The organism is Streptomyces sp. NPDC058145, from assembly GCF_042884245.1.
Classification (GTDB): domain Bacteria; phylum Actinomycetota; class Actinomycetes; order Streptomycetales; family Streptomycetaceae; genus Streptomyces.
Map to the genome: position 1 here is coordinate 13,609 of NZ_JBHVUH010000010.1, position 19,504 is coordinate 33,112.

Sequence of the window (19,504 nt, forward strand, 5' to 3'; positions counted from 1 at the left end):
TTCCTGTGAGATCCCGGTGAATCGCGGATTCGGTTGAACGCTACGGGTCCGCCCTGCGTATGGGACGCGGGAACTCCATGCCCGACCGACCGCTCCACACAAGGGGACCACCGTGGTACGCAACAGGCGCAGACGCCCGACCGGCGCACGACGCGCGACCTTCGCAGCAGTCGCCCTGATGCTGGGCGGGGGCGGCCTCGTCGCCGCGAACGTCTATGCCTCGGCCACGGAGGGTGGTTGGGGCGGTGGCTCCGGCCAGGACGCCACCGGACAGGTCAGGTCCGCCGGTATGGCCACGATCGACTGCCCGGACGTGGGGAGCCGGCTGACATCGGTCCCGGACGACGCCCGCTCCGACGTCGACCGTGAACTCGCCGAGCTGGACCAGCAGACGGCCGGCGCCTACCAGCAACTCCAGGCATCCGCACAGGAGATCCGCCAGGACCCGAAGGTCGCCGACGGCTCGATCATGAACCCGCTGAAGGAGAAGCGGGCGGCGACGATCGAGCGCATCGCGGTCGCCATCGACCGGGTCGGGGACCGGCCGGAGGGGCTGGAGTCCCTGGCGGCCTGCACCCTGCGCCCCGCCCAGGACGGCGCGGGCGGCGGCTCGGACGGCACCGGCCAGGCCACCGCCTCGCCGAGCGCCGGCGGCCAGCAGGGCGGCGGCCAAGGGCAGAACGGCGCCGGGCAGGCGGGCACCGGTCAGGGCGGCAACGGACCCGTCGCCTCGGACTACGCGGACATCACCGCCGTACAGCCCAACGCGCCGAAGCCGCCCCAGGGGGACGGCGCCTCGCGCGGCACCTTCACCACCGAGTGCGGCGTCAACGCGAACGGCCTGTTCAACTCCGACAACGTCATCGTGGCCCCCGGCGTCTCCAACGGGGCCCACCACTTCCACGACTACGTCGGCAACCAGTCCAACACCGCCTTCGCCAGCGACGACGACCTGGCCAAGGCCGACACGAGCTGCGTGGACAAGGGCGACCGGTCGACGTACTACTGGCCGGTGGTGCGCCTGCAGAACGGCACACAGGAGCGGGACGCCGGTGCGCCCGGCGGCGGTACGGAAGGCAACGCGGGCCAGATCGTCACGCCCAAGGACGTCACGCTGACCTTCGTCGGCAGCCCGCAGGGCAAGGTGACCGCCATGCCGCGCCTGCTGCGCGTCATCACCGGTGACGCCAAGGCCTTCGTCAACGGCCCCACCAACGCCAACGCCTCCTGGAGCTGCACCGGGTTCGAGGACCGGCAGCTCAAGGACAAGTACCCGCTGTGCCCGTCCGGCAGTGACGTCGTGCGCACCTTCCGCTTCCAGAGCTGCTGGGACGGCCGCAACATCGACAGCGCCAACCACCGTACGCACGTGGCGTTCGCGACGCCCGACGGCGCGTGCCCCGCCGGCTTCCAGGCGATCCCGCAACTGGTGCAGCGCATCGTCTACGACGTCAAGGCGCCCAGCCTGAACGACGGGGGGCGGTCGGTGCCGCTGTTCGCCGTGGACTCCTTCCCGGAGCAGCTGCACAAGCCGGTCACCGACCACGGCGACTTCATCAACGTCTTCGACGAGGACCTGATGCGCGACATGGTCGACTGCATCAACTCCGGCCGCACCTGCGGTCCGCGCGGCGGCGACGACTCCGGTGCCACCGCGGCCCCGAGCCAGAGCCCCGGCAACGGTGCGACGGACGCCCCGGGCGGCGGTGCCTCGGACGACCCCGGCACGGGTGCCACGGCCACGGCCGAACCGACCGCCTCCGCCCCGGCCGAGGAGCCGCGGACCGACGCGACGACCTCACCGGCGAACACCACCAAGCACAGCAAGCCGGCCAAGGACGACACGCGGACCGAGCCCGCCAAGGACGACACGCGGACCGAGCCCGCCAAGGACGGCAAGCGGACCGAGTCGGCCAATGACGGCAGGAAGACCGGGGACAACCCGGCGACGTCGGCCGGCTCGGGCGGCACCGGCGAGGTCGGTTCGGCCACCCGGACCGCACCCGCGCCGGCGGCCGACGGCGGCGGCCTGTCTCCGGCCGCCCAGTCTCCGGCCACGCAGTCCCAGGCACCGGTCGCCCAGACGGAACCGCAGGCGGCCGGGCAGGGCGGACTCGCCGAGACCGGGGCCAACCTGTGGCCCGCGGGCATCGGCACCCTGCTGGCGCTTGCGGGCCTGTTCATGCTGATCAAGGCCAAGCGCCTGACCCACTGACCCCCCACCCGACCCCGGCCTGATCCTCGGACGGCGGCCCACCCCCTGCGGGTGCGGCCGCCTTTCCGTCGCTCCAGGCCGGCCGAACAACTTGTGGGAGCGCTCCCAAAGGCGTGAGGATGTCTCCATGCCGACCAACGCCCCGAGCCCGTTCGTCCGCCCCTACCGCCCCGCCGACCGTGACGCGGTCGCCGACGTCTGCGTCCGCACCGCACTCGACGGCGGCGATTCCCGGGACCTGTATCCCGATCTTCGCCTCATGCCGGCGATCTTCGCCGAGCCCTACTGCCACTTCGACCCGGACCTCGCCTTCGTCCTGGACGACGGCGCGGGCCGGGCCGTGGGCTATGTGATCGGCACGGCGGACACCGAGCGCTTCGTGAAGGACTTCCGGCGGACCTGGATCCCTCGGCTGACCGCCCGCTACCCGGCCCCGGCGGCACCGCCGCGCACACCCAGCGAGCAGATGATCGGCCTCCTGCACCATCCCGAGCGGATGCTCGTCCCCGAACTCGCCGCGTATCCGGCCCACTTGCACATCGACCTGCTGCCGGCACGGCAGCGGCGCGGACACGGCCGCCAGTTGATGGGCGCGCTGCTCGACGCCCTGCACCAGCAAGGGGTTTTGGCCGTCCATCTCGGCATGGTCACCGCCAACACGGCCGCCCGCGCCTTCTACGACCGCCTCGGCTTCCACGAGGTCCCGGTCCGCGACCCCGGCCCGCTCACCTATCTGGGCCGGGCCACGGCGGACGACTGAACCAGGCTGCCGGCCGAACCGGACCGTCAGCGAACGCGCAGGGTCCGCTTGGCGAGTTCGTAGGCGGGTCGCATCTCCTCGTGCTCCTCGGTGTCCATGCCGCCGAGGTGCAGCACGACCGGCCCGTCGGGCGTGCCGACCGCGAGTGCGGTCTCCTTCTTGGTCTCCTCCAGGAGCTTGCTCGTGTAGAGGTACTCGACCTCCACACCGCTCACCCCGGTGGCCGTCTTGAAGGAGTGGTACTTCTCCTCGCTGACGTTGTCCTCGGCCGCCACGAACTCCCGCAGCGCGGTGCGCGCGTCCGTGCCGCCCGGCCTGCCGGTCCACACGCGCAGGAAGCCGATGTTGCCGGCCGGCTTGGCGTCGATCTCGCAGGCGGTGGTGACCGGTCCCTGGCGCAGGAAGGCATCGGCGAGGCCGCCCGGCAGGCCGCCGCCCGAGCCCTTCGACGCCTTCGACATCTCCGCCTCGGCGTCGATGCCCTTGGCCTTCCAGTGCTTGGCGATGTCGAAGCCGACGGGCAGTTCACAGGCCGAGCCGGCAGCGCCGATCGTGCCTCCGCTCGCCGCCGTTCCGGCCGTCGCCTCCGCCTTCGCCGACGAACCCGACTGACCCTTGTCGTCCGTTCCGGACGACTCGGCGCACCCGCTCAGTACCGCCGCTGCAAGCGCCGTTCCGGCCGCCAGACCCACTGCTCCGCCGCGCACAATCCCCACCTTGACCTGCACCGTCTTCTCCCCAATGGTCCGGTCGGACACTGTAGCCGAGGGGTCGGCGGCGTCGCGGGGAACAACGGTGCGGGGCACTTGCTGACGGGGCGTCTCATTGCCCAACCGTGACCTACCGTGGGCTACCGCCGGTAACTTACTCGACAGTAAGGTCCGTGCCACCCACTTCGGTACCCCCTGCCCCACCACTCGGGAGGTCCGCCATGCGCGCACACACCCCACTTCCGGTGCTCGCCGTCGCCGTCGCCGCCTGCCTGGGCGCACAGACCGCCGCCGCACTCCCCGCCACGGCCTCGGACACCGTCGTGTCCCGGGGCGTCACCATCCCCGCCTTCTACGACCCGCCCGCCACCCTGCCCGCCGCCGACGGCACCCTCGTCCGCAGCGAGCACCTTCCGCTCGCGCTGAGCCTGCCCGGACTCGACGACCCCCTGCCGGGCCGGGCCACCCGGCTGATGTACAAGTCGACCGACTCAGGCGGAAGTCCGGTCGCCGTGACCGGCGCCTACATCGAACCGGCCGCCGCCTGGAAACACGGCGGACCGCGCCCCCTCGTCGCCGTGGCGCCCGGCACCATGGGGCAGGGCGACCAGTGCGCCGCCTCACTCGGCCTGGAACACCCGCTCGGCATCAACGGCCAGACCCTGTCGGTCGGTTACGAGGACCTGGCGATCTACCGCATGCTCGCCAGGGGCGTCGCCGTCGTCGTCACCGACTACGCGGGCCTGGGCGCCACCGACCGGCTGCACACCTACGTCAACCGCCTCGACGGCGGGCACGCCGTGCTGGACGCCGTGCGCGCCGCCCGGAACCTGGCGGGCACGTCCGTGACGGCCGCCTCGCCGGTCGGGCTGTACGGCTACAGCCAGGGCGGTGGCGCCACGGCCGCCGCCGCCGAACTCCAGCCGTCCTACGCCCCCGACGTCACCCTGGCCGGCACCTACTCGGGCGCGCCGCCCGCCGATCTGACCGCCGTCACCAAGGCCATCGACGGCAGCGACCTGGCCGGTGCCCTCGGCTGGGCCGTCAACGGCTTCCTGCAGGCCGACCCCGCCCTGCGGCCGATCGCCGACAAGCGCCTCAACGCGGCGGGCAAGGCCGCGCTGGCCGACCTGTCGACGATGTGCGTCGGAGACGCGATCCTCTCCTACAACTCCGCGCACAGCACGGCCTGGACCGCCGACGGCTCCTCCATCAGCGACGTCATCAAGGCCGAGCCGTCCCTGCGGGACTTCCTCGACCGGCAGCGCATCGGCCGGACGAAGCCGGCGAGCCCGGTCCGGGTGGCGACCGGAGTCAACGACGACCTCGTCCCGCACGCGCAGGCCCGGACGCTCGCCGTCGACTGGTGCCGCAAGGGCGCCGACGTCACCTATGCGCCGGTCACGGTGCCCCCGTTGGGCCGTTCGCTGCTCAACCACTTCGCCCCGCTGATCACCGACCAGGGCGACGCCATCGACTGGCTGACCGACCGGCTCTCCGGCAAGCCGGCGAGCTCCACCTGCTGGTCGCTGCCCGTCCGGCCCTGACCGCGGCCGGCGCGCTCAGCCGGACGCGCGCCGGCAGTGCAGGAACAGGTGCGGCTCGGGTACGGCGCCGGGATGGGCCGGGGCGAACACGGCGTGCTCCTCCGCGAGGACCGTCAGGCCCGCCCCGGTCACCAGCGCCGTGAAGTCCCCGGCCGCGAAGCTGGTCACCCGTACCGGCTGCCCCATGAACAGCCCCTCGACGGCCTCCAGGTCGAGGGGCACGGTGGCCAGCACGGCGTACCCGCCCGGCCGCAGCGCCCGCGCCAGCCGCGCCACCACGGCCGCCTGCTCGGCGCGGGACATCTGCAGCAGCGAGAAGTACCCGCACACCGCGTCGAACGAGCCCTCGTCCAACGGCAGGTCACGGATGTCGCCGAGCCGGAAGACGGCCCCTGGCACCTGCCGGGAGGCGACGTCGACCATGACCGGGGAGACGTCGACGCCGAGCACCTCGTGCCCCGCGTCGCTGAGTGTCCGCGCGGTCGGCCGTCCCGTTCCGCTGCCCACGTCCAGCACCCTGCTGCCCGGCTCCAGCCGGTCCAGCAGCCACCGCAGGGAGTCGCGATGCGCCTCGGAGGCGGCGAACGCCTTCTCGTAGTCGAGCCCCAGCGCGTCGAACAGCACGGCGGCCGGTGCCCGGTGATCGTCCTCGGCCAAGACGGCTCCTTCCGTGGTCCCCTGCAGGTGCCCGGCATCGTCGCACTCCGGGCCCGCGCCCCACAACGCCGCGCGCCGGGCGCGGTTTGCGGGGCACGGCACCGGCAGGGCAGGGTTCGGGCGTGCCCACCTTGCTGATCGTGCATCACACCCCCTCGCCCAACTGCCAGGCGCTGTTCGAGGCCGTCGTCTCCGGCGCGACCACACCGGAGATCGAGGGCGTGCGCGTCGTGCGGCGGGCGGCGCTGTCCGCCACCGCAACCGACGTCCTCGAGGCCGACGGCTACCTCCTCGGTACCCCGGCCAACCTCGGCTACATGTCCGGCGCCCTGAAGCACTTCTTCGACCAGATCTACTACCCGTGCCTGGACGAGACCCGGGGCCGCCCGTTCGGCTACTACGTGCACGGCGGCAACGACGTCACGGGCGCCGTCCGCGCCGTCGAGTCCGTCACCACCGGCCTCGGCTGGCGCCGTTCGGCCGACGCCGTGACCGTCACCGGCGCCCCCGGCAAGGCCGACCTCGAGGCCTGCTGGGAGCTGGGCGCCACGGTCGCCGCCGGGCTCATGGACGACGCCTGACGGCGCCACCGTACCGACGCGGCCGCCCCGCCCGCCGATGGGCCGTTCGGGTGCCAGGGCAACCGGGCCGAATTCCGTTCCACCAGGTCAGGAGGGAGCCGCCCGGCAGGTGAAGGTGCGGGCGTGGTGTCCGTCGCCCACGATGGACCGCGACCGGCCTTCGCGGGTTCGGTCGCGCACGCACGTCGTCGAGCCGAGGGAGCGTCGGATGCGAGCGGACGGCCACGCCCCCGGACAACCGGACGAGCAGGACGCCGGGGAACTCCTCCGCCGGTGCGCACAGGACGTCCTGGACGTCGCGGAGGGGATCCGCGCGGTGTCCGCGCGGACCGGCGCCGCGCTGCTCGACCCGGGGCTCACCGGCTCCGCACACCGCCGGCCCCGGACCGCCCTCGCCGCCCGCTGGGCGCTGCTGCGCGCCCTGACCGGCGGGCGGGGCCTCGGCCGCCCGGCCCTCACGCTGCCGAAGAGCCCGGCACGGCTGCCCGGCCGTGCGGGCCTGCCCGCGTGGGTGGCGGTGACCGCCCTGCGGCTGAGGGTCGCCGCCGTGCTGGCCGGTCACCCCGAGTTCGCCCGCGACCCGGGCATGCGGCGGCTGACGGACGCCCTGGCGGCCGACCGCGCCCCGGCGGCCGTGCGCTCCCTGCGTGCGCTTTTCCGGGACCCGGGAGCGCAGCGCGCCCTGTCCGGCCTCATCCCCCTGATGGCCGAACTCGTGGCCGTGCGGCGGCTGCTGGAGGGTAACCCCCGGACCGGCGACGGGGCCGGCTGGGCGCTCGTACCCGGACCACCGGACGGGCAGCCGTCCGCCGGCCCCATGCCCCCGGTCGAGGCCCGGGACGGGGGCGAGGCAGCCGCCGACGCCGTCGACCTGACCGAGCAGGAGAGGCAGACCATCGCCACCGAGGGGTCCTTCCTCGGCTTCCTGAGCAACATCAAGGCGCTGTCCGCCGACGGGCGGATCCTGGTGCAGAACGTGCGCGGACCCGACGGCGTCGTCCGCTACGTCGTCCAGGCCCCCGGCACCTCACCCGGCCGGCCCCGCGACGACGGCCCGCGTGACTTCGCCGACGCCTGGCACGACCTCTTCGCGACCGACTCGCCCCACACCCGCTCGATCCGGCTCGCCCTCGCGGACTACGGCATACCGCGCGGCGCCGACCTCGCCCTGATCGGACACGGCGAGGGCGGCACCGCGCTGCTGAACCTCGCCCGGGACCCGGACTTCTGCCGGGCCTACCGGGTCACCCACGTCATAACCGTCGGCTCCCCGGCCGGCGGCCGGCGGACCGCCGACCCGCGCACCTGGGTCGCCGCCATCACCGACCAGCACGACATGGTGCCCGTCCCGGACGGCCCGGACGCCGGCCCCGCCCCCGACCCGCACCCCAACCGGTACGAGCTCCACTACCCGGGACCCGCCGGCCCGTTTCCGCTGCGCCACACGGTCCGTGACTACATCGAGCATCTGCGGTCCGTCGTCCCCCAGGCCCGTGGGACCGTCGACGACGCGCTCACGCCCTACCGAGGCCCCGTCGTGCGCACCCGGGCCTATCGACTCCGCAACCGTGCCCACCCGCCCGAGGGGCACCCGTTCCTCACCCTGCCGACCGCCTCCGTCCCCACCGCGACCGGCCCGGTGGACGTGCCGGTGCGCTACTACGACTCCTCCGCCGCCCACCTGTGCTACCTCGTCGACGCCGAGGCGGCGCAGGGCCTGCTGCCCGCCGGCACCCGGACGGTGCCGAGCCGGCTGGGCGGCCGGGCGCTGGCGGTGCTGTCGCTGTACGAGCACCGCTGCTCGACCATCGGCCCCCACACGGAGGTCGCCCTGACCGTGCCGGTGGCCGACCTGTGGCGGCCGCGCCCGTACGACATCGCCGCCGATCTGCTGCGCCGCGCCGACCTGCGCCGTACCGGCCGGCACGTCCTCTCCCTCGCCGTCAGCAGCGAGGAGGCACGGTCCGTCGCCCGGGAGATCTGGGGCCAGCCCGCCACCCTCAGCTCGGCCGTGGCCGACCTGATGGGGCATCACCTCAGGTTCGCCACCATGGAGATCGGGCTCGTCGTGGCAGGCCGCCTCGGTCCCGGCGTCCGCTGTCCGGAGGCGGACTGGGTGCTGTACGGCCGGCGCGACGAGAGCACGGTCCGCACCCTGGTCCGCGCGCACGGTGCGCCACGGCTGCACGCCGGCGCCCGGGTGCGAATGCGCCTGGACACCGCGGCGGCCGAACCCATGGCCGGACAGCTGCGCCGGCTCGGCGTCGACGCGGCCCGGCCGCTCTTCGTGCTGCACAACCCGCGGTTCACGGCCCACCGCAGCGCCGGCGCCGTCCTGCCGCGCTGAACCGCACGCATCGATCCATGAGTTGGGAGTCTTCGTGGTCACCGAGCTGCTGCCCCGCACGATGCCGACACCCGCCGGACTGCTCGACCGAGCGGTCGCGTTGCGTGCCGACGCCGACCTGCTGGACGGTTACGCCCGGCGGCTGCTCGCCACCGCCGCGGCACTGACCGGTCCAGCGGCGCCCGGGTGGAGCCGCCCCGCCCTGGAACGCCAGGCGGCCGCCTGCCGCGCTTCGGCACGGCAACTGCGCACCGCCGCGGCGGCGTTGCTCGCACATCGGCGGGCCACTGGAACCGGACGGGGCGGATCGCCGGCCCGCGACGGCCGCGACGTGGCGTGGACGGAGCCGGGCGCGGGCAGGGGTGCGCGGGGATGACGGTCCGGCAGCACGTGCGCGTCAGCGGCCGCGTCCAGGGGGTCTTCTACCGTGACACCTGCCGTCGGCTCGCGGAGGAGCGGGGCGTGGCCGGGTGGGTGCGCAACCTGTACGACGGAGACGTGGAGGCCGTGTTCGAGGGGCCTTCCGACGACGTCGCCCACCTCGCGCGCTGGGCGGCGCAGGGCCCGCCGGCGGCCACGGTGACGCACTGCACGGGCGCCGCCGAGGAGCCCGAGGGGCTGTCCGGCTTCCGCGTACTGCCCGACGCCGCGCCCGGCGACGGCCCCCACGGGGGATAGGCCGGCGGGAAAGAGAGGGAGGGAAAGGGAACCGGCGGAAGGGAATCGAGGTCTTACGGTCCGTCGGCGCCCGGGATCGGCCCGGTCGCGAATAAAACGGGGGAATGAGAAAGATGCCCGTCCGCAGTCGAAGGACTCTACTGACCGCCGTCACCGTCACGGCCGGCCTCACCCTGGCCGCCGTCACGCCCGCCCTCGCCGGCACCGGCGCGAACCACACCCGCGCCGCCGTGTCCTCCGCCCAGGGCGACCCGCGCAACGCCACCCAGCGCGTGGCCGACTTCTACGGCGCCTACATCGACTCCGTCTGGGCCGCCGACGACCCGGCGGCCGCCGCCAACGCCAAGGCGCTGCGCGCCTTCTACCTGTCCGCCGCCGCCCAGAAGAAGGCCGGCGCCTACGAGAAGAAGAACCACGCCGACGGCATCCTCTTCGCGCAGAACGTGCCGGTGAGGTGGAAGGTCGCCTACACCGGCTCCGGCATGGGCCACTCCACCAGCAGGGTCACGCTGACCTGGAGCGACGGCGGCAACGCCCAGGTCACCAGGATCGACGTCCAGTCCGATCTGCAGACCCTGAAGATCACCGGTCTGAAGCCGGTGGACTGACCCCGCGAGCGGGCCCGCGGTCCCGCCCCGCCCCACCCGGGGCGGGCCCGCGCGGTCGTCGGGGCCGGTGGTGCGGGGCCGGTGGTGCGGGGTCGCACCACACGCCCGCCGGCAGGCCGCCCCCGCGGCCGACGGCGATGGCGGGCCAGGACTGAGCGGCACCGGCCCGGGTACCCGGTGTGCCCCTCCTGGGGCCGTCCCGGCCGCCCGGGAGCGCAGGGCGCCGCGAACGGAGAGACCATGACGCAGAACGGGGAGGGAACCACCCCCGCCCGGCGGACCGAGGTCACCGGGCTCCGCCTCGCCGGCGACGGACCGGCGCCGCCGGTACCGGCCGCACCGGTCACGGAGCCCCTGCCGCACGACCGCAGCCAGGCGATCCTGGAGGCCGCCAAGCAGATCGGCGCCCTGCTGAAGAAGAAGGGCCACCCCTTCGCCCTCGCGGGCAGCGTGGCGGTCTACGCCCACGGCGGGAGCCGTGACCTCCAGCACGACGCCGACTTCGCCGTGCTGCCCGAGGACTCCGACGCGGTGGCAGCGACCCTGCGCGAGGCCGGTCTTCCCGTGCGTACCCCGCCGGAGGACTGGCTGCTGAAGACGGCCTGCCGGGGGCAGGACATCGACGTCATCTTCCAGTTGGCGCACGAGCCCGTCACCCAGGACATGCTCGCCCGGGCGACGTGCCTGCCGGTCGACTCCGTGCTCATGCCCGTCCTGTCCCCGACCGATCTGATCCGCAGCCTGATCAGCGCCTTCTCGGAGCACTACTGCGACTTCGGGGCGGTTCTCCCGGTGGCCCGCGCCGTGCGCGAGAAGGTCGACTGGGACGAGGTGCGCCAGACCTGCGGAGACCAGCCGATGCCCGCCGCCTTCCTCTTCCTGCTCGAACGGCTGAACGTGATCGCACCCCGGAAGGGGCAGCCATGACCGACCGAGACGCACACCGGCCGCCGGACCCGCCGGCCGCCGAGAACCTGGACTACCGCGTCGCCCATCTGGCCGAACGGATCGCTGCCGGACCGCTCGGCGAACTGGGCGTACGGCTGGTCCCGCACGGTGACTCCGTACTGCTGACGGGCACCGTGCCCTCCACCGAGTGCCGGGACGAGATCCTCGGCCTCGCCCGCGAGGTGCTGGCGGGGCACCCCGTCCACTGCGACATCCTCGTCGCCGGGACCTCCTCGCCCGATCACGGGGAGGACCTCACATGATCCGCGTCGCCGCCGTCGGGGACATCCACATGGGGCCGGACAGCCAGGGCACGCTGCGTCCCGCCTTCGAGACCCTGCCCGAGTGCGCCGACGTCCTGCTGCTCGCGGGAGACCTCACCCGGCACGGCACGCCCGAGGAGGCGCGGGTCGTCGCCCGGGAGATCAAGGACCTCGCCGTCCCCGTCGTCGCCGTGCTCGGCAACCACGACCACCACGACGACCACCCCGAGGAGGTCACCGCGATCCTCCGGGACGCCGGCGCGCACGTCCTCGAGGGCCAGGCCGCCGTCGTCACCCGCGACGGGGCACGCATCGGGGTGGCCGGGACGAAGGGCTTCGGCGGGGGATTCGTGGGACGCTGCGCCGGGGAGTTCGGCGAGCCGATCATGAAGGAGTTCGTCCGCTACAGCCGCCGGCGCGCCGACGGACTGCTCGCCGCCCTGCAACAGCTCGACGAGTGGAACTGCGACGTACGGATCGCCCTGACCCACTTCGCACCCGTGCCGGACACCCTGGCCGGGGAGCCGCCGGAGATCTACCCGTTCCTCGGCAGCTATCTCCTCGCCGAGGCGATCGACACCGCCTGCCCCGACCTCGCCGTGCACGGGCACGCCCACGCGGGCACCGAGCACGGGATGACCAGCGGGGGCGTCCGGGTCCGCAACGTGGCACAGCCGGTGATCGGCCAGGCGTTCCACGTCTACAACCTGCCGGGGCGCGAGCCGGCGGCGACGGCCTGACCGGGCGGCGGACGGCGAGGTCTCAGGCGGCCGTGCCCAGGGCCTCGCGGCCCGTCACGTCGCCGTCCTTCGCCGGCAGCTTCAGCGCGGTGGGGAGCGCGACCCGGCGCCGCAGCAGGCCCGCGCCGATCGCACCGGCGATCAGCAGCCCGCCCGCGACCAGGGCGCCCCGCGCCCCCGCCCACTCCATCAGCAGACCCAGGGCGGGCGGCCCGCCGAGGCCCCAGACGGTGCCGATGCAGCTCCACACGCCGAGCACCCGGCCCCGCATATGGGCGGGCGGGTCGGTCTGCAGCACCGCCGTACCGGCGGTGTCGGAGACCGACTCCACCACGGCCATCGGCAGCACCAGCACCAGCAGGACGGCCAGGGACGGCGAAAGCCCCGCCGCGACCTGGAGCAGCCCGCCGGCCGCCGCGAGCACACCCACGGTCCGCACCGAGGGGCTGCGCAGCCGGGCGCCGAGGATCGCGCCGAGGATGCCGCCGACGGCCAGCACCGTGGACACCGTGCCGAACGCCCCGGCGCCGCCCGCGAGCGGCCCGGTGACGAGGACGGCCAGGGTGAGGCCGTAGTTGCGGCCGAAGACCGAACTGAGACCGGTGACGGCGGCGAGCGCGACCAGCCGGGGCCGGCGGACGAAGAAGGCCAGGCCCTGCCCGACGCTCATCTCCGCCCTGTCCGGTACGGCGCGCTCGGTGGTCGCCTGCTCCCGGTGTGCCCCGGGCGCGGGGCGCAGGAACGGCACGACCGCCGCCACGAACAGGAACGACAGCCCGTTGGCGGCGTACGCGGCGGAGGTGCCGAGGAAGCCGACGGTCACTCCGGCCAGCGCCGTACCGGCGAGCCGGCCCGCGCTGTGTACGAGGGCGCCCACGCCGATCGCGGAGGGGACGTCCTCCACCGGCACGAGATCGTTGCCGAGCAGCGCGCAGGCCGGTCCGTCGACGGTGGCGATGACACCGGTCACCCCGGCCAGCACCAGCAGGGACGTTATGTCGATCCGGTCCAGTGCCACGAGCAGGGCGGTGGTGAAGGCCACCGCGCCGAGCAGGGCCTGGCTGACGGCGACCGTCAGCTTCCGGGGCCAGCGGTCGACGGCCGCGCCGCCCAGCAGGCTCACGAAGAGCGCGGGCGCCGCCTGTACCGACATCGACAGACCGGTCGCCGCGGCGGACCCCGTGATCTGCAGTACCAGCAGGTTCTGCACGGTGAGCTGCGTCCAGGTGCCGGCGTTGGAGACGAGGTTCGCGACCGACCACCAGCGCATGCCGCGGTGACGCAGCGACCGCCACGGTGAACGCGAGGCGCTCGGGCGCGCGGCGGGAGTGGTTCCGGGCGTGGGCAGGGCAGGGGCAGAGGACAAGGCGGCTGCTCGACATCCAAGGGAGTCGGAAGAGCGACCGGCGGAACGGCTGAACCGGCTGCGCCGCACGGCTCGTCCGCCCGGTCGGGAGGGCGCCGACCATGGTGGCAGAAGGGACGGGCGAGTCGCTGCCGCCCCGCCTCCCGGAGGGGCCCGGAGAACCCCAAAGCTCCGCACCCATAACGGACTTGGGACCCGGGTGGGCTTCCTCACAGGCCTGTGTCACGGCCGCGGGCGACGGCCGTTCGCCCGGCGCCCGCGCGGGCTGCGCGGAGGGCGGCCGGACCACACGGTCCGGCCGCGGGAGGTGTGACGTGCGCGACTACGACCGGGCACGGGACGGCCGGTCCGGGCGGACAGCGGCGCCGGAGCCCCGCTCGCGCTCCGGCGTCCCCGGCCGCCGCTCGTCCCGCACCGGCACCGAACCGGTCACCCCCGTAGCGCCCTGCGCCTGCGGCTGCCGCTCTCCGAGGTCTTCCTGCCGTTCTCCGCCGCGGCGACCGCCGCCCTCGCGGTCCGGGCCCCCGCGCGCTCGGACCCGTGCGACAGCCCCGGCAGCGGCGCGCTGACCGTCCTCGCCCTGATCCGCGGGGTGCGCTCGCGCTCGCGGCGGCGCCGGACCTCGCCGTCGTGACCGGCCGTGTCCGACGGGAGCACGGCGAGAGGTCCCAGCGCCCGGCGAGAGGTCCCGGCGCTTGACGGCACCGCCCTAACGGTTGACCGACCGCATCCCGGCCTCGTCGTAGCGCTCGCCCGACGCCTGCGGCAGCTCGGCGTCGATGCGGGCGAGGTCTTCCTTGGTCAGCTCGACGTCCACCGAGCCCGCGTTCTGCTCCAGATAGGTGCGGCGCTTGGTGCCCGGGATGGGGACCAGATCCTCGCCCTGGGCCAGCACCCAGGCGATCGCGAGCTGGGCCGGGGTCACGTCCTTCTCCGCGGCGATCTCCTTGACCTTCGCCGCCAGCCGCAGGTTCGCCTCGATGTTGGCGTCGGCGAAACGGGGGCTGCTGCGGCGCCAGTCGTTCTCGTCCAGCTCGTCGGGGGAGGAGAAGCGGCCGGCGAGGAAGCCGCGGCCGAGGGGCGAGTACGGCACGAAGCCGATGCCCAGCTCCCGGCAGGCCGGCAGCACCTCGGCCTCCACGTCCCTGGTCCACAGCGAGTACTCGCTCTGCACGGCGGTGACGGGGTGGACGGCGTTCGCGCGCCGGATGGTATCCGCGCTCGCCTCGCTCAGCCCGATGTACCGCACCTTGCCCTCGGTGACCAGTTCCGCCAGGGCTCCGACCGTCTCCTCGATCGGCACCTGGGGATCGACCCGGTGCTGGTAGTACAGGTCGATGTGGTCCGTGCCGAGGCGCTCCAGCGAGCCGTGGACCGAGCTGCGCACATGCTCGGCGGAGCCGTCCTGCCGGCCCACCGTGCTGATGTCGCCCGGCACCGCGTCGTCCATCCGGTAATTGAACTTCGTGGCGATCACATACTCGTCCCGGTGCCCCCTGATCGCCTCGCCGACCAGGGACTCGTTGGTCAGCGGCCCGTACATCTGCGCGGTGTCGAGGAAGTCGATGCCCAGCTCGAGGGCGCGGCGGATGGTCGCGATGCCCTCGTCCTGGTCGGCGGTTCCGTAGAAGGCGGACATTCCCATGCAGCCGAGGCCGATGGCCGATACCTGGAGATCCCGCAGACTGCGCTGTCGCATGTGCTGTCCCAGCCTTTCCATGCCCACTCGATGGTGATGCGTTCCGTACGCCCGCGCCCCTCATCCATCTAGCGACGGATCCGGCGGCCCGGCATCCCGTGCGGCGGACCCGGCGGCGCGGGCCCGGTGGCCCGGGACGCCGGTGACGCTACGAGCTGGAGCGCGCTCGAAGTCAACCCGGACCTTGAGAGGCCCGGGGCGGAACCCCGCAAGCGTCAATGTGACGCTTTTCGCACTTCGACATGTGCGGGTACCCCCTAATGTTGCCGCGACGTACGGCAGGGCATGGCTGACACCATGGTGTTTGTCGCCGCCAGGCAGCTGAAGGGAATCCAGGATGTTCCGCAAGGTGCTGGTCGCCAACCGTGGAGAGATCGCGATTCGCGCGTTCCGGGCGGGCTACGAACTCGGTGCGCGCACGGTCGCCGTGTTCCCGCACGAGGACCGCAACTCACTGCACCGGCTGAAAGCCGACGAGGCGTACGAGATCGGGGAACCGGGGCATCCCGTGCGGGCCTATCTCTCCGTCGAGGAGATCGTGGGCGCGGCCCGCCGGGCGGGCGCGGACGCCGTCTACCCCGGGTACGGATTCCTGTCCGAGAACCCCGAACTCGCCCGCGCCTGCGAGGAGGCGGGCATCACCTTCGTCGGCCCGGACGCGCAGACGCTCGAGCTGACCGGCAACAAGGCCCGCGCGGTCGCCGCCGCGCGCGCCGCCGGCGTACCCGTGCTCGGCTCCTCCGCGCCCTCCAACGACGTGGACGAACTGGTGCGCGCCGCCGAGGACGTCGGCTTCCCGGTCTTCGTCAAGGCGGTCGCCGGCGGCGGCGGCCGTGGCATGCGCCGGGTGGAGGACCCCGCCCAGCTGCGCGAGTCCATCGAGGCCGCCTCCCGCGAGGCCGCGTCGGCGTTCGGCGACCCGACCGTCTTCCTGGAGAAGGCCGTCGTGGACCCGCGCCACATCGAGGTGCAGATCCTCGCCGACGGCGAGGGCAACGTCATCCACCTCTTCGAGCGCGACTGCTCGCTCCAGCGCCGCCACCAGAAGGTCATCGAACTGGCGCCCGCGCCCAACCTCGACCCCGAACTGCGGGAGCGGATCTGCGACGACGCGGTGCGCTTCGCCCGCGAGATCGGCTACCGCAACGCGGGCACCGTGGAGTTCCTGCTCGACCGCGACGGCAACCACGTCTTCATCGAGATGAACCCGCGCATCCAGGTCGAGCACACGGTCACCGAGGAGGTCACCGACGTCGACCTGGTCCAGGCCCAGATGCGCATCGCCTCCGGTCAGACCCTCGCCGACCTCGGCCTCTCCCAGGACACCGTCACCCTGCGCGGTGCCGCCCTGCAGTGCCGCATCACCACCGAGGACCCGGCCAACGGCTTCCGCCCGGACACCGGCCGGATCAGCGCCTACCGCTCCCCGGGCGGCTCCGGCATCCGCCTGGACGGCGGAACCACCCACGCGGGTACGGAGATCAGCGCCCACTTCGACTCGATGCTGGTCAAACTCACCTGCCGGGGCCGGGACTTCCAGGCCGCCGTCGGACGCGCCCGGCGTGCCGTGGCCGAGTTCCGCATCCGCGGTGTGGCCACCAACATCCCGTTCCTGCAGGCGGTCCTGGACGACCCCGACTTCCAGGCGGGCCGGGTCACCACCTCCTTCATCGAGCAGCGCCCGCACCTGCTGACCTCCCGGCACTCCGCCGACCGCGGCACCAAACTGCTCACCTACCTCGCCGACGTCACCGTCAACAAGCCGCACGGCGAGCGGCCCGACCTGCTCGACCCGGTCACCAAGCTGCCCTCGCTCCCGGCCGGTGAGCCCGCGGCCGGCTCCCGGCAGCGGCTGGTCGAACTCGGTCCCGAGGGCTTCGCCCGGCATCTGCGCGAGTCGCCGACCATCGGAGTCACCGACACCACCTTCCGCGACGCGCACCAGTCGCTGCTGGCCACCCGGGTGCGCACCAAGGACCTCCTCGCCGTCGCCCCGGTGGTCGCCCGAACCCTGCCGCAGCTGCTGTCCCTGGAGTGCTGGGGCGGCGCCACGTACGACGTCGCGCTGCGCTTCCTGGCCGAGGACCCCTGGGAGCGGCTGGCCGCCCTGCGCGAGGCCGTGCCCAACATCTGCCTGCAGATGCTGCTGCGCGGCCGTAACACGGTCGGCTACACCCCGTACCCGACCGAGGTGACCGACGCCTTCGTGCAAGAGGCCGCCGCCACCGGCATCGACATCTTCCGCATCTTCGACGCCCTGAACGACGTGAACCAGATGCGGCCCGCCATCGAGGCCGTGCGCGAGACCGGCACCGCGATCGCCGAGGTGGCCCTCTGCTACACCGCCGACCTCAACGATCCCGCCGAGCGGCTCTACACCCTCGACTACTACCTGCGGCTCGCCGAGCAGATCGTCGAGGCAGGCGCCCACGTCCTGGCGATCAAGGACATGGCCGGACTGCTGCGCGCCCCGGCCGCCGCGAAGCTCGTCACCGCGCTGCGCAGCGAGTTCGACCTGCCCGTGCACCTGCACACGCACGACACGGCGGGCGGCCAGCTCGCCACCTACCTCGCCGCGATCCAGGCGGGCGCCGACGCGGTCGACGGCGCGGTGGCCTCGATGGCCGGTACGACCTCGCAGCCCTCGCTGTCGGCCCTCGTCGCCGCCACCGACCACTCGGAGCGGCCCACCGGCCTCGACCTGGGTGCCGTCGGTGACCTGGAGCCGTACTGGGAGGGCGTGCGGAAGATCTACGCCCCGTTCGAGGCGGGCCTCGCCTCCCCGACCGGGCGGGTCTACCACCACGAGATCCCCGGCGGGCAGCTGTCCAACCTGCGCACCCAGGCCGTCGCCCTGGGCCTCGGTGACCGCTTCGAGGACATCGAGGCGATGTACGCCGCCGCCGACCGGATCCTCGGCCGGCTGGTCAAGGTGACCCCGTCGTCCAAGGTGGTCGGCGACCTCGCGCTGCACCTGGTCGGCGCCGGGGTCTCGCCGGAGGACTTCGAGGCGACGCCGGACCGGTTCGACATCCCGGACTCGGTGATCGGCTTCCTGCGCGGCGAGCTGGGCACCCCGCCCGGCGGCTGGCCCGAGCCCTTCCGCACCAAGGCCCTGCAGGGCCGGGCGGAGGCCAGGCCGGCCCCCGAGCTGTCCGCCGAGGACCGCGACGGCCTGGCCAAGGACGCCCGCGCCACCCTCAACCGGCTGCTGTTCCCCGGCCCGACCCGCGAGTTCGACACGCACCGCCAGAGCTTCGGCGACACCAGCGTGCTGGACAGCAAGGCCTTCTTCTACGGCCTGCGCCCGGCCAAGGAGTACGCCGTGGACCTGGAGCCCGGTGTCCGGCTGCTGATCGAGCTGCAGGCGGTCGGCGAGGCCGACGAGCGCGGTATGCGCACCGTGATGTCCTCGCTCAACGGCCAGCTGCGGCCCATCCAGGTGCGGGACCGGGCGGCGGCCTCGGACGTCCCGGTGACGGAGAAGGCGGACCGGGGCAACCCGGGTCATGTGGCGGCGCCGTTCGCCGGGGTGGTGACGCTCGCGGTGTCCGAGGGCGACGAGGTGGCGGCCGGTGCCACCGTGGCCACCATCGAGGCGATGAAGATGGAGGCGACGATCACCGCGCCGAAGGCGGGCCGGGTGTCCCGGCTGGCCATCAACCGGATCCAGCAGGTGGAGGGCGGCGACCTGCTGGTGGAGATCGCCTGACGGCAGCGCCCGCCCGCCGCGGCCGGATGTCACCGGCCGCGGCGAGCGGGCGTACGAACCGGCTCGGTGCCGGTCGGGAGGCGCCGGTCAGCTCCAGAGCGGGTAGGCCACGACCTGGTTGAAGCCCTCGGGCCGGGCACCCTCGTAGGTGAGGGTCATCCGGGTGAACCGCTGGACGCCCGGATGCTTCTTCCACGGGGCCGGGCTGTCCAGCCGCACCGTCACCCGGTACGAGTGGAACTTGCCGGCCGCGCAGTACGGCTTGCAGTCGTTGACCGCGTTCAGGCCCTCGGCCATGGCCGCCCGGGAGCCCCACTTGGTCCAGTGCAGCCCCAGCAGGCGGCTGTTGCCGTCGCCGCAGGCCAGGATGAAGTCGGCCGGGCGGACGTTGCGCTGGAAGGAGCAGTCGACCAGCACCGGCTGCGAGCGCCGGGCCTGCGCGGCCGACGTGTCCGGCGGAGTCGCGGAGGCCGTCGTCATGGCCGCCGTGAGCATGGCTCCCGCCGCGAGCGTGACTGCCGTTCCCACCAATGATCCGCGCATGGCCGCTCCCACTGCCGTTCCGTGTCCGACCGCGTGCACATCGACGCTACGACCGTACGCCCGGATGTACCAATCGCGCAGGTCGCGCCGCGTGTCCGCGGTGCGGACAGCCGTTCGGCGTCAGCTTTGG

At 73.6% G+C, this 19,504-nt stretch carries 18 protein-coding genes; 12 read left to right on the forward strand and 6 right to left on the reverse strand.

Features of this window, described 5'->3' with window-relative positions; translation table 11 throughout:
- The first annotated feature begins 178 nt into the window (after positions 1-178).
- Together ACFVVO_RS22830 and ACFVVO_RS22835 are read left to right on the forward strand one after the other, a co-directional pair.
- Positions 179-2,215, forward strand: coding sequence for a DUF1996 domain-containing protein (locus ACFVVO_RS22830; protein ID WP_390057737.1), 2,037 nt, complete (start codon positions 179-181; stop codon positions 2,213-2,215).
- Positions 2,216-2,342: 127 nt separating this feature from the next.
- Positions 2,343-2,975 carry a GNAT family N-acetyltransferase gene (locus ACFVVO_RS22835; RefSeq protein WP_390057421.1) on the forward strand — a complete coding sequence of 211 codons (633 nt, stop codon included), beginning with the start codon at positions 2,343-2,345 and terminating at the stop codon, positions 2,973-2,975.
- A 26-nt stretch (positions 2,976-3,001) separates the two neighbouring features.
- Here the strand turns inward: ACFVVO_RS22835 and ACFVVO_RS22840 are convergent, their stop codons facing one another.
- Positions 3,002-3,703 (reverse strand): lipoprotein, encoded by a 702-nt coding sequence (locus tag ACFVVO_RS22840; RefSeq protein WP_390057422.1) that lies wholly within the window; start codon positions 3,701-3,703, stop codon positions 3,002-3,004.
- A 203-nt stretch (positions 3,704-3,906) separates the two neighbouring features.
- On the opposite strand from ACFVVO_RS22840, the gene ACFVVO_RS22845 reads away from it, so the two are divergent.
- Complete coding sequence (locus ACFVVO_RS22845) at positions 3,907-5,232, forward strand: lipase family protein (RefSeq protein WP_390057423.1); 1,326 nt, start codon at positions 3,907-3,909, stop codon at positions 5,230-5,232.
- Positions 5,233-5,247: 15 nt separating this feature from the next.
- Here ACFVVO_RS22845 and ACFVVO_RS22850 read toward each other — a convergent pair whose 3' ends face one another.
- On the reverse strand, positions 5,248-5,889 hold the full coding sequence (locus ACFVVO_RS22850; protein ID WP_390057424.1) for a class I SAM-dependent methyltransferase: 642 nt from the start codon (positions 5,887-5,889) through the stop codon (positions 5,248-5,250).
- A gap of 122 nt (positions 5,890-6,011) precedes the next feature.
- Between ACFVVO_RS22850 and ACFVVO_RS22855 the strand changes: the two genes are divergently transcribed.
- The 8 genes from ACFVVO_RS22855 (at position 6,012) to ACFVVO_RS22890 (ending at position 12,054) form a co-directional block, all read left to right on the forward strand.
- Positions 6,012-6,470: a flavodoxin family protein gene (locus tag ACFVVO_RS22855; RefSeq protein WP_390057425.1), complete on the forward strand. Its 459-nt coding sequence runs from the start codon at positions 6,012-6,014 to the stop codon at positions 6,468-6,470.
- A 208-nt stretch (positions 6,471-6,678) separates the two neighbouring features.
- Entirely contained in the window at positions 6,679-8,817 is a 2,139-nt protein-coding gene (locus tag ACFVVO_RS22860; protein WP_390057426.1) for an acetoacetate decarboxylase family protein, read from the forward strand.
- Positions 8,818-8,851: 34 nt separating this feature from the next.
- On the forward strand, positions 8,852-9,193 hold the full coding sequence (locus ACFVVO_RS22865; RefSeq protein ID WP_390057427.1) for a hypothetical protein: 342 nt from the start codon (positions 8,852-8,854) through the stop codon (positions 9,191-9,193).
- Entirely contained in the window at positions 9,190-9,495 is a 306-nt protein-coding gene (locus ACFVVO_RS22870; protein ID WP_390057428.1) for an acylphosphatase, read from the forward strand. The genes ACFVVO_RS22865 and ACFVVO_RS22870 overlap by 4 nt, the downstream gene beginning before the upstream one ends.
- Before the next feature lie 104 nt (positions 9,496-9,599).
- Positions 9,600-10,103, forward strand: a complete 504-nt coding sequence (locus tag ACFVVO_RS22875) for a hypothetical protein (protein WP_390057429.1) — start codon at positions 9,600-9,602, stop codon at positions 10,101-10,103.
- 240 nt (positions 10,104-10,343) lie between these two features.
- A complete protein-coding gene (locus ACFVVO_RS22880; protein ID WP_390057430.1) occupies positions 10,344-11,030 on the forward strand; it encodes a hypothetical protein in 687 nt (228 codons plus the stop codon).
- A complete protein-coding gene (locus ACFVVO_RS22885) occupies positions 11,027-11,314 on the forward strand; it encodes a BON domain-containing protein (RefSeq protein WP_390057431.1) in 288 nt (95 codons plus the stop codon). The genes ACFVVO_RS22880 and ACFVVO_RS22885 overlap by 4 nt, the downstream gene beginning before the upstream one ends.
- Positions 11,311-12,054, forward strand: coding sequence for a metallophosphoesterase (locus ACFVVO_RS22890; RefSeq protein ID WP_390057432.1), 744 nt, complete (start codon positions 11,311-11,313; stop codon positions 12,052-12,054). Before ACFVVO_RS22885 ends, ACFVVO_RS22890 begins: the two co-directional genes overlap by 4 nt.
- A gap of 22 nt (positions 12,055-12,076) precedes the next feature.
- Here the strand turns inward: ACFVVO_RS22890 and ACFVVO_RS22895 are convergent, their stop codons facing one another.
- The 3 genes from ACFVVO_RS22895 to ACFVVO_RS22905 all read right to left on the reverse strand — a co-directional run bounded on the left by ACFVVO_RS22895 (position 12,077) and on the right by ACFVVO_RS22905 (position 15,119).
- The gene (locus ACFVVO_RS22895; protein ID WP_390057433.1) at positions 12,077-13,324 is read right to left on the reverse strand and encodes an MFS transporter; all 1,248 of its coding nucleotides are present in this window, start codon (positions 13,322-13,324) and stop codon (positions 12,077-12,079) included.
- A gap of 525 nt (positions 13,325-13,849) precedes the next feature.
- The gene (locus tag ACFVVO_RS22900) at positions 13,850-14,077 is read right to left on the reverse strand and encodes a hypothetical protein (protein ID WP_390057434.1); all 228 of its coding nucleotides are present in this window, start codon (positions 14,075-14,077) and stop codon (positions 13,850-13,852) included.
- A gap of 52 nt (positions 14,078-14,129) precedes the next feature.
- Positions 14,130-15,119, reverse strand: a complete 990-nt coding sequence (locus tag ACFVVO_RS22905) for an aldo/keto reductase (protein WP_390057435.1) — start codon at positions 15,117-15,119, stop codon at positions 14,130-14,132.
- 337 nt (positions 15,120-15,456) lie between these two features.
- On the opposite strand from ACFVVO_RS22905, the gene ACFVVO_RS22910 reads away from it, so the two are divergent.
- Positions 15,457-18,831 carry a pyruvate carboxylase gene (locus ACFVVO_RS22910; protein ID WP_390057436.1) on the forward strand — a complete coding sequence of 1,125 codons (3,375 nt, stop codon included), beginning with the start codon at positions 15,457-15,459 and terminating at the stop codon, positions 18,829-18,831.
- An 87-nt stretch (positions 18,832-18,918) separates the two neighbouring features.
- Here ACFVVO_RS22910 and ACFVVO_RS22915 read toward each other — a convergent pair whose 3' ends face one another.
- On the reverse strand, positions 18,919-19,374 hold the full coding sequence (locus tag ACFVVO_RS22915) for a hypothetical protein (protein ID WP_390057437.1): 456 nt from the start codon (positions 19,372-19,374) through the stop codon (positions 18,919-18,921).
- Positions 19,375-19,504 lie beyond the last annotated feature (130 nt).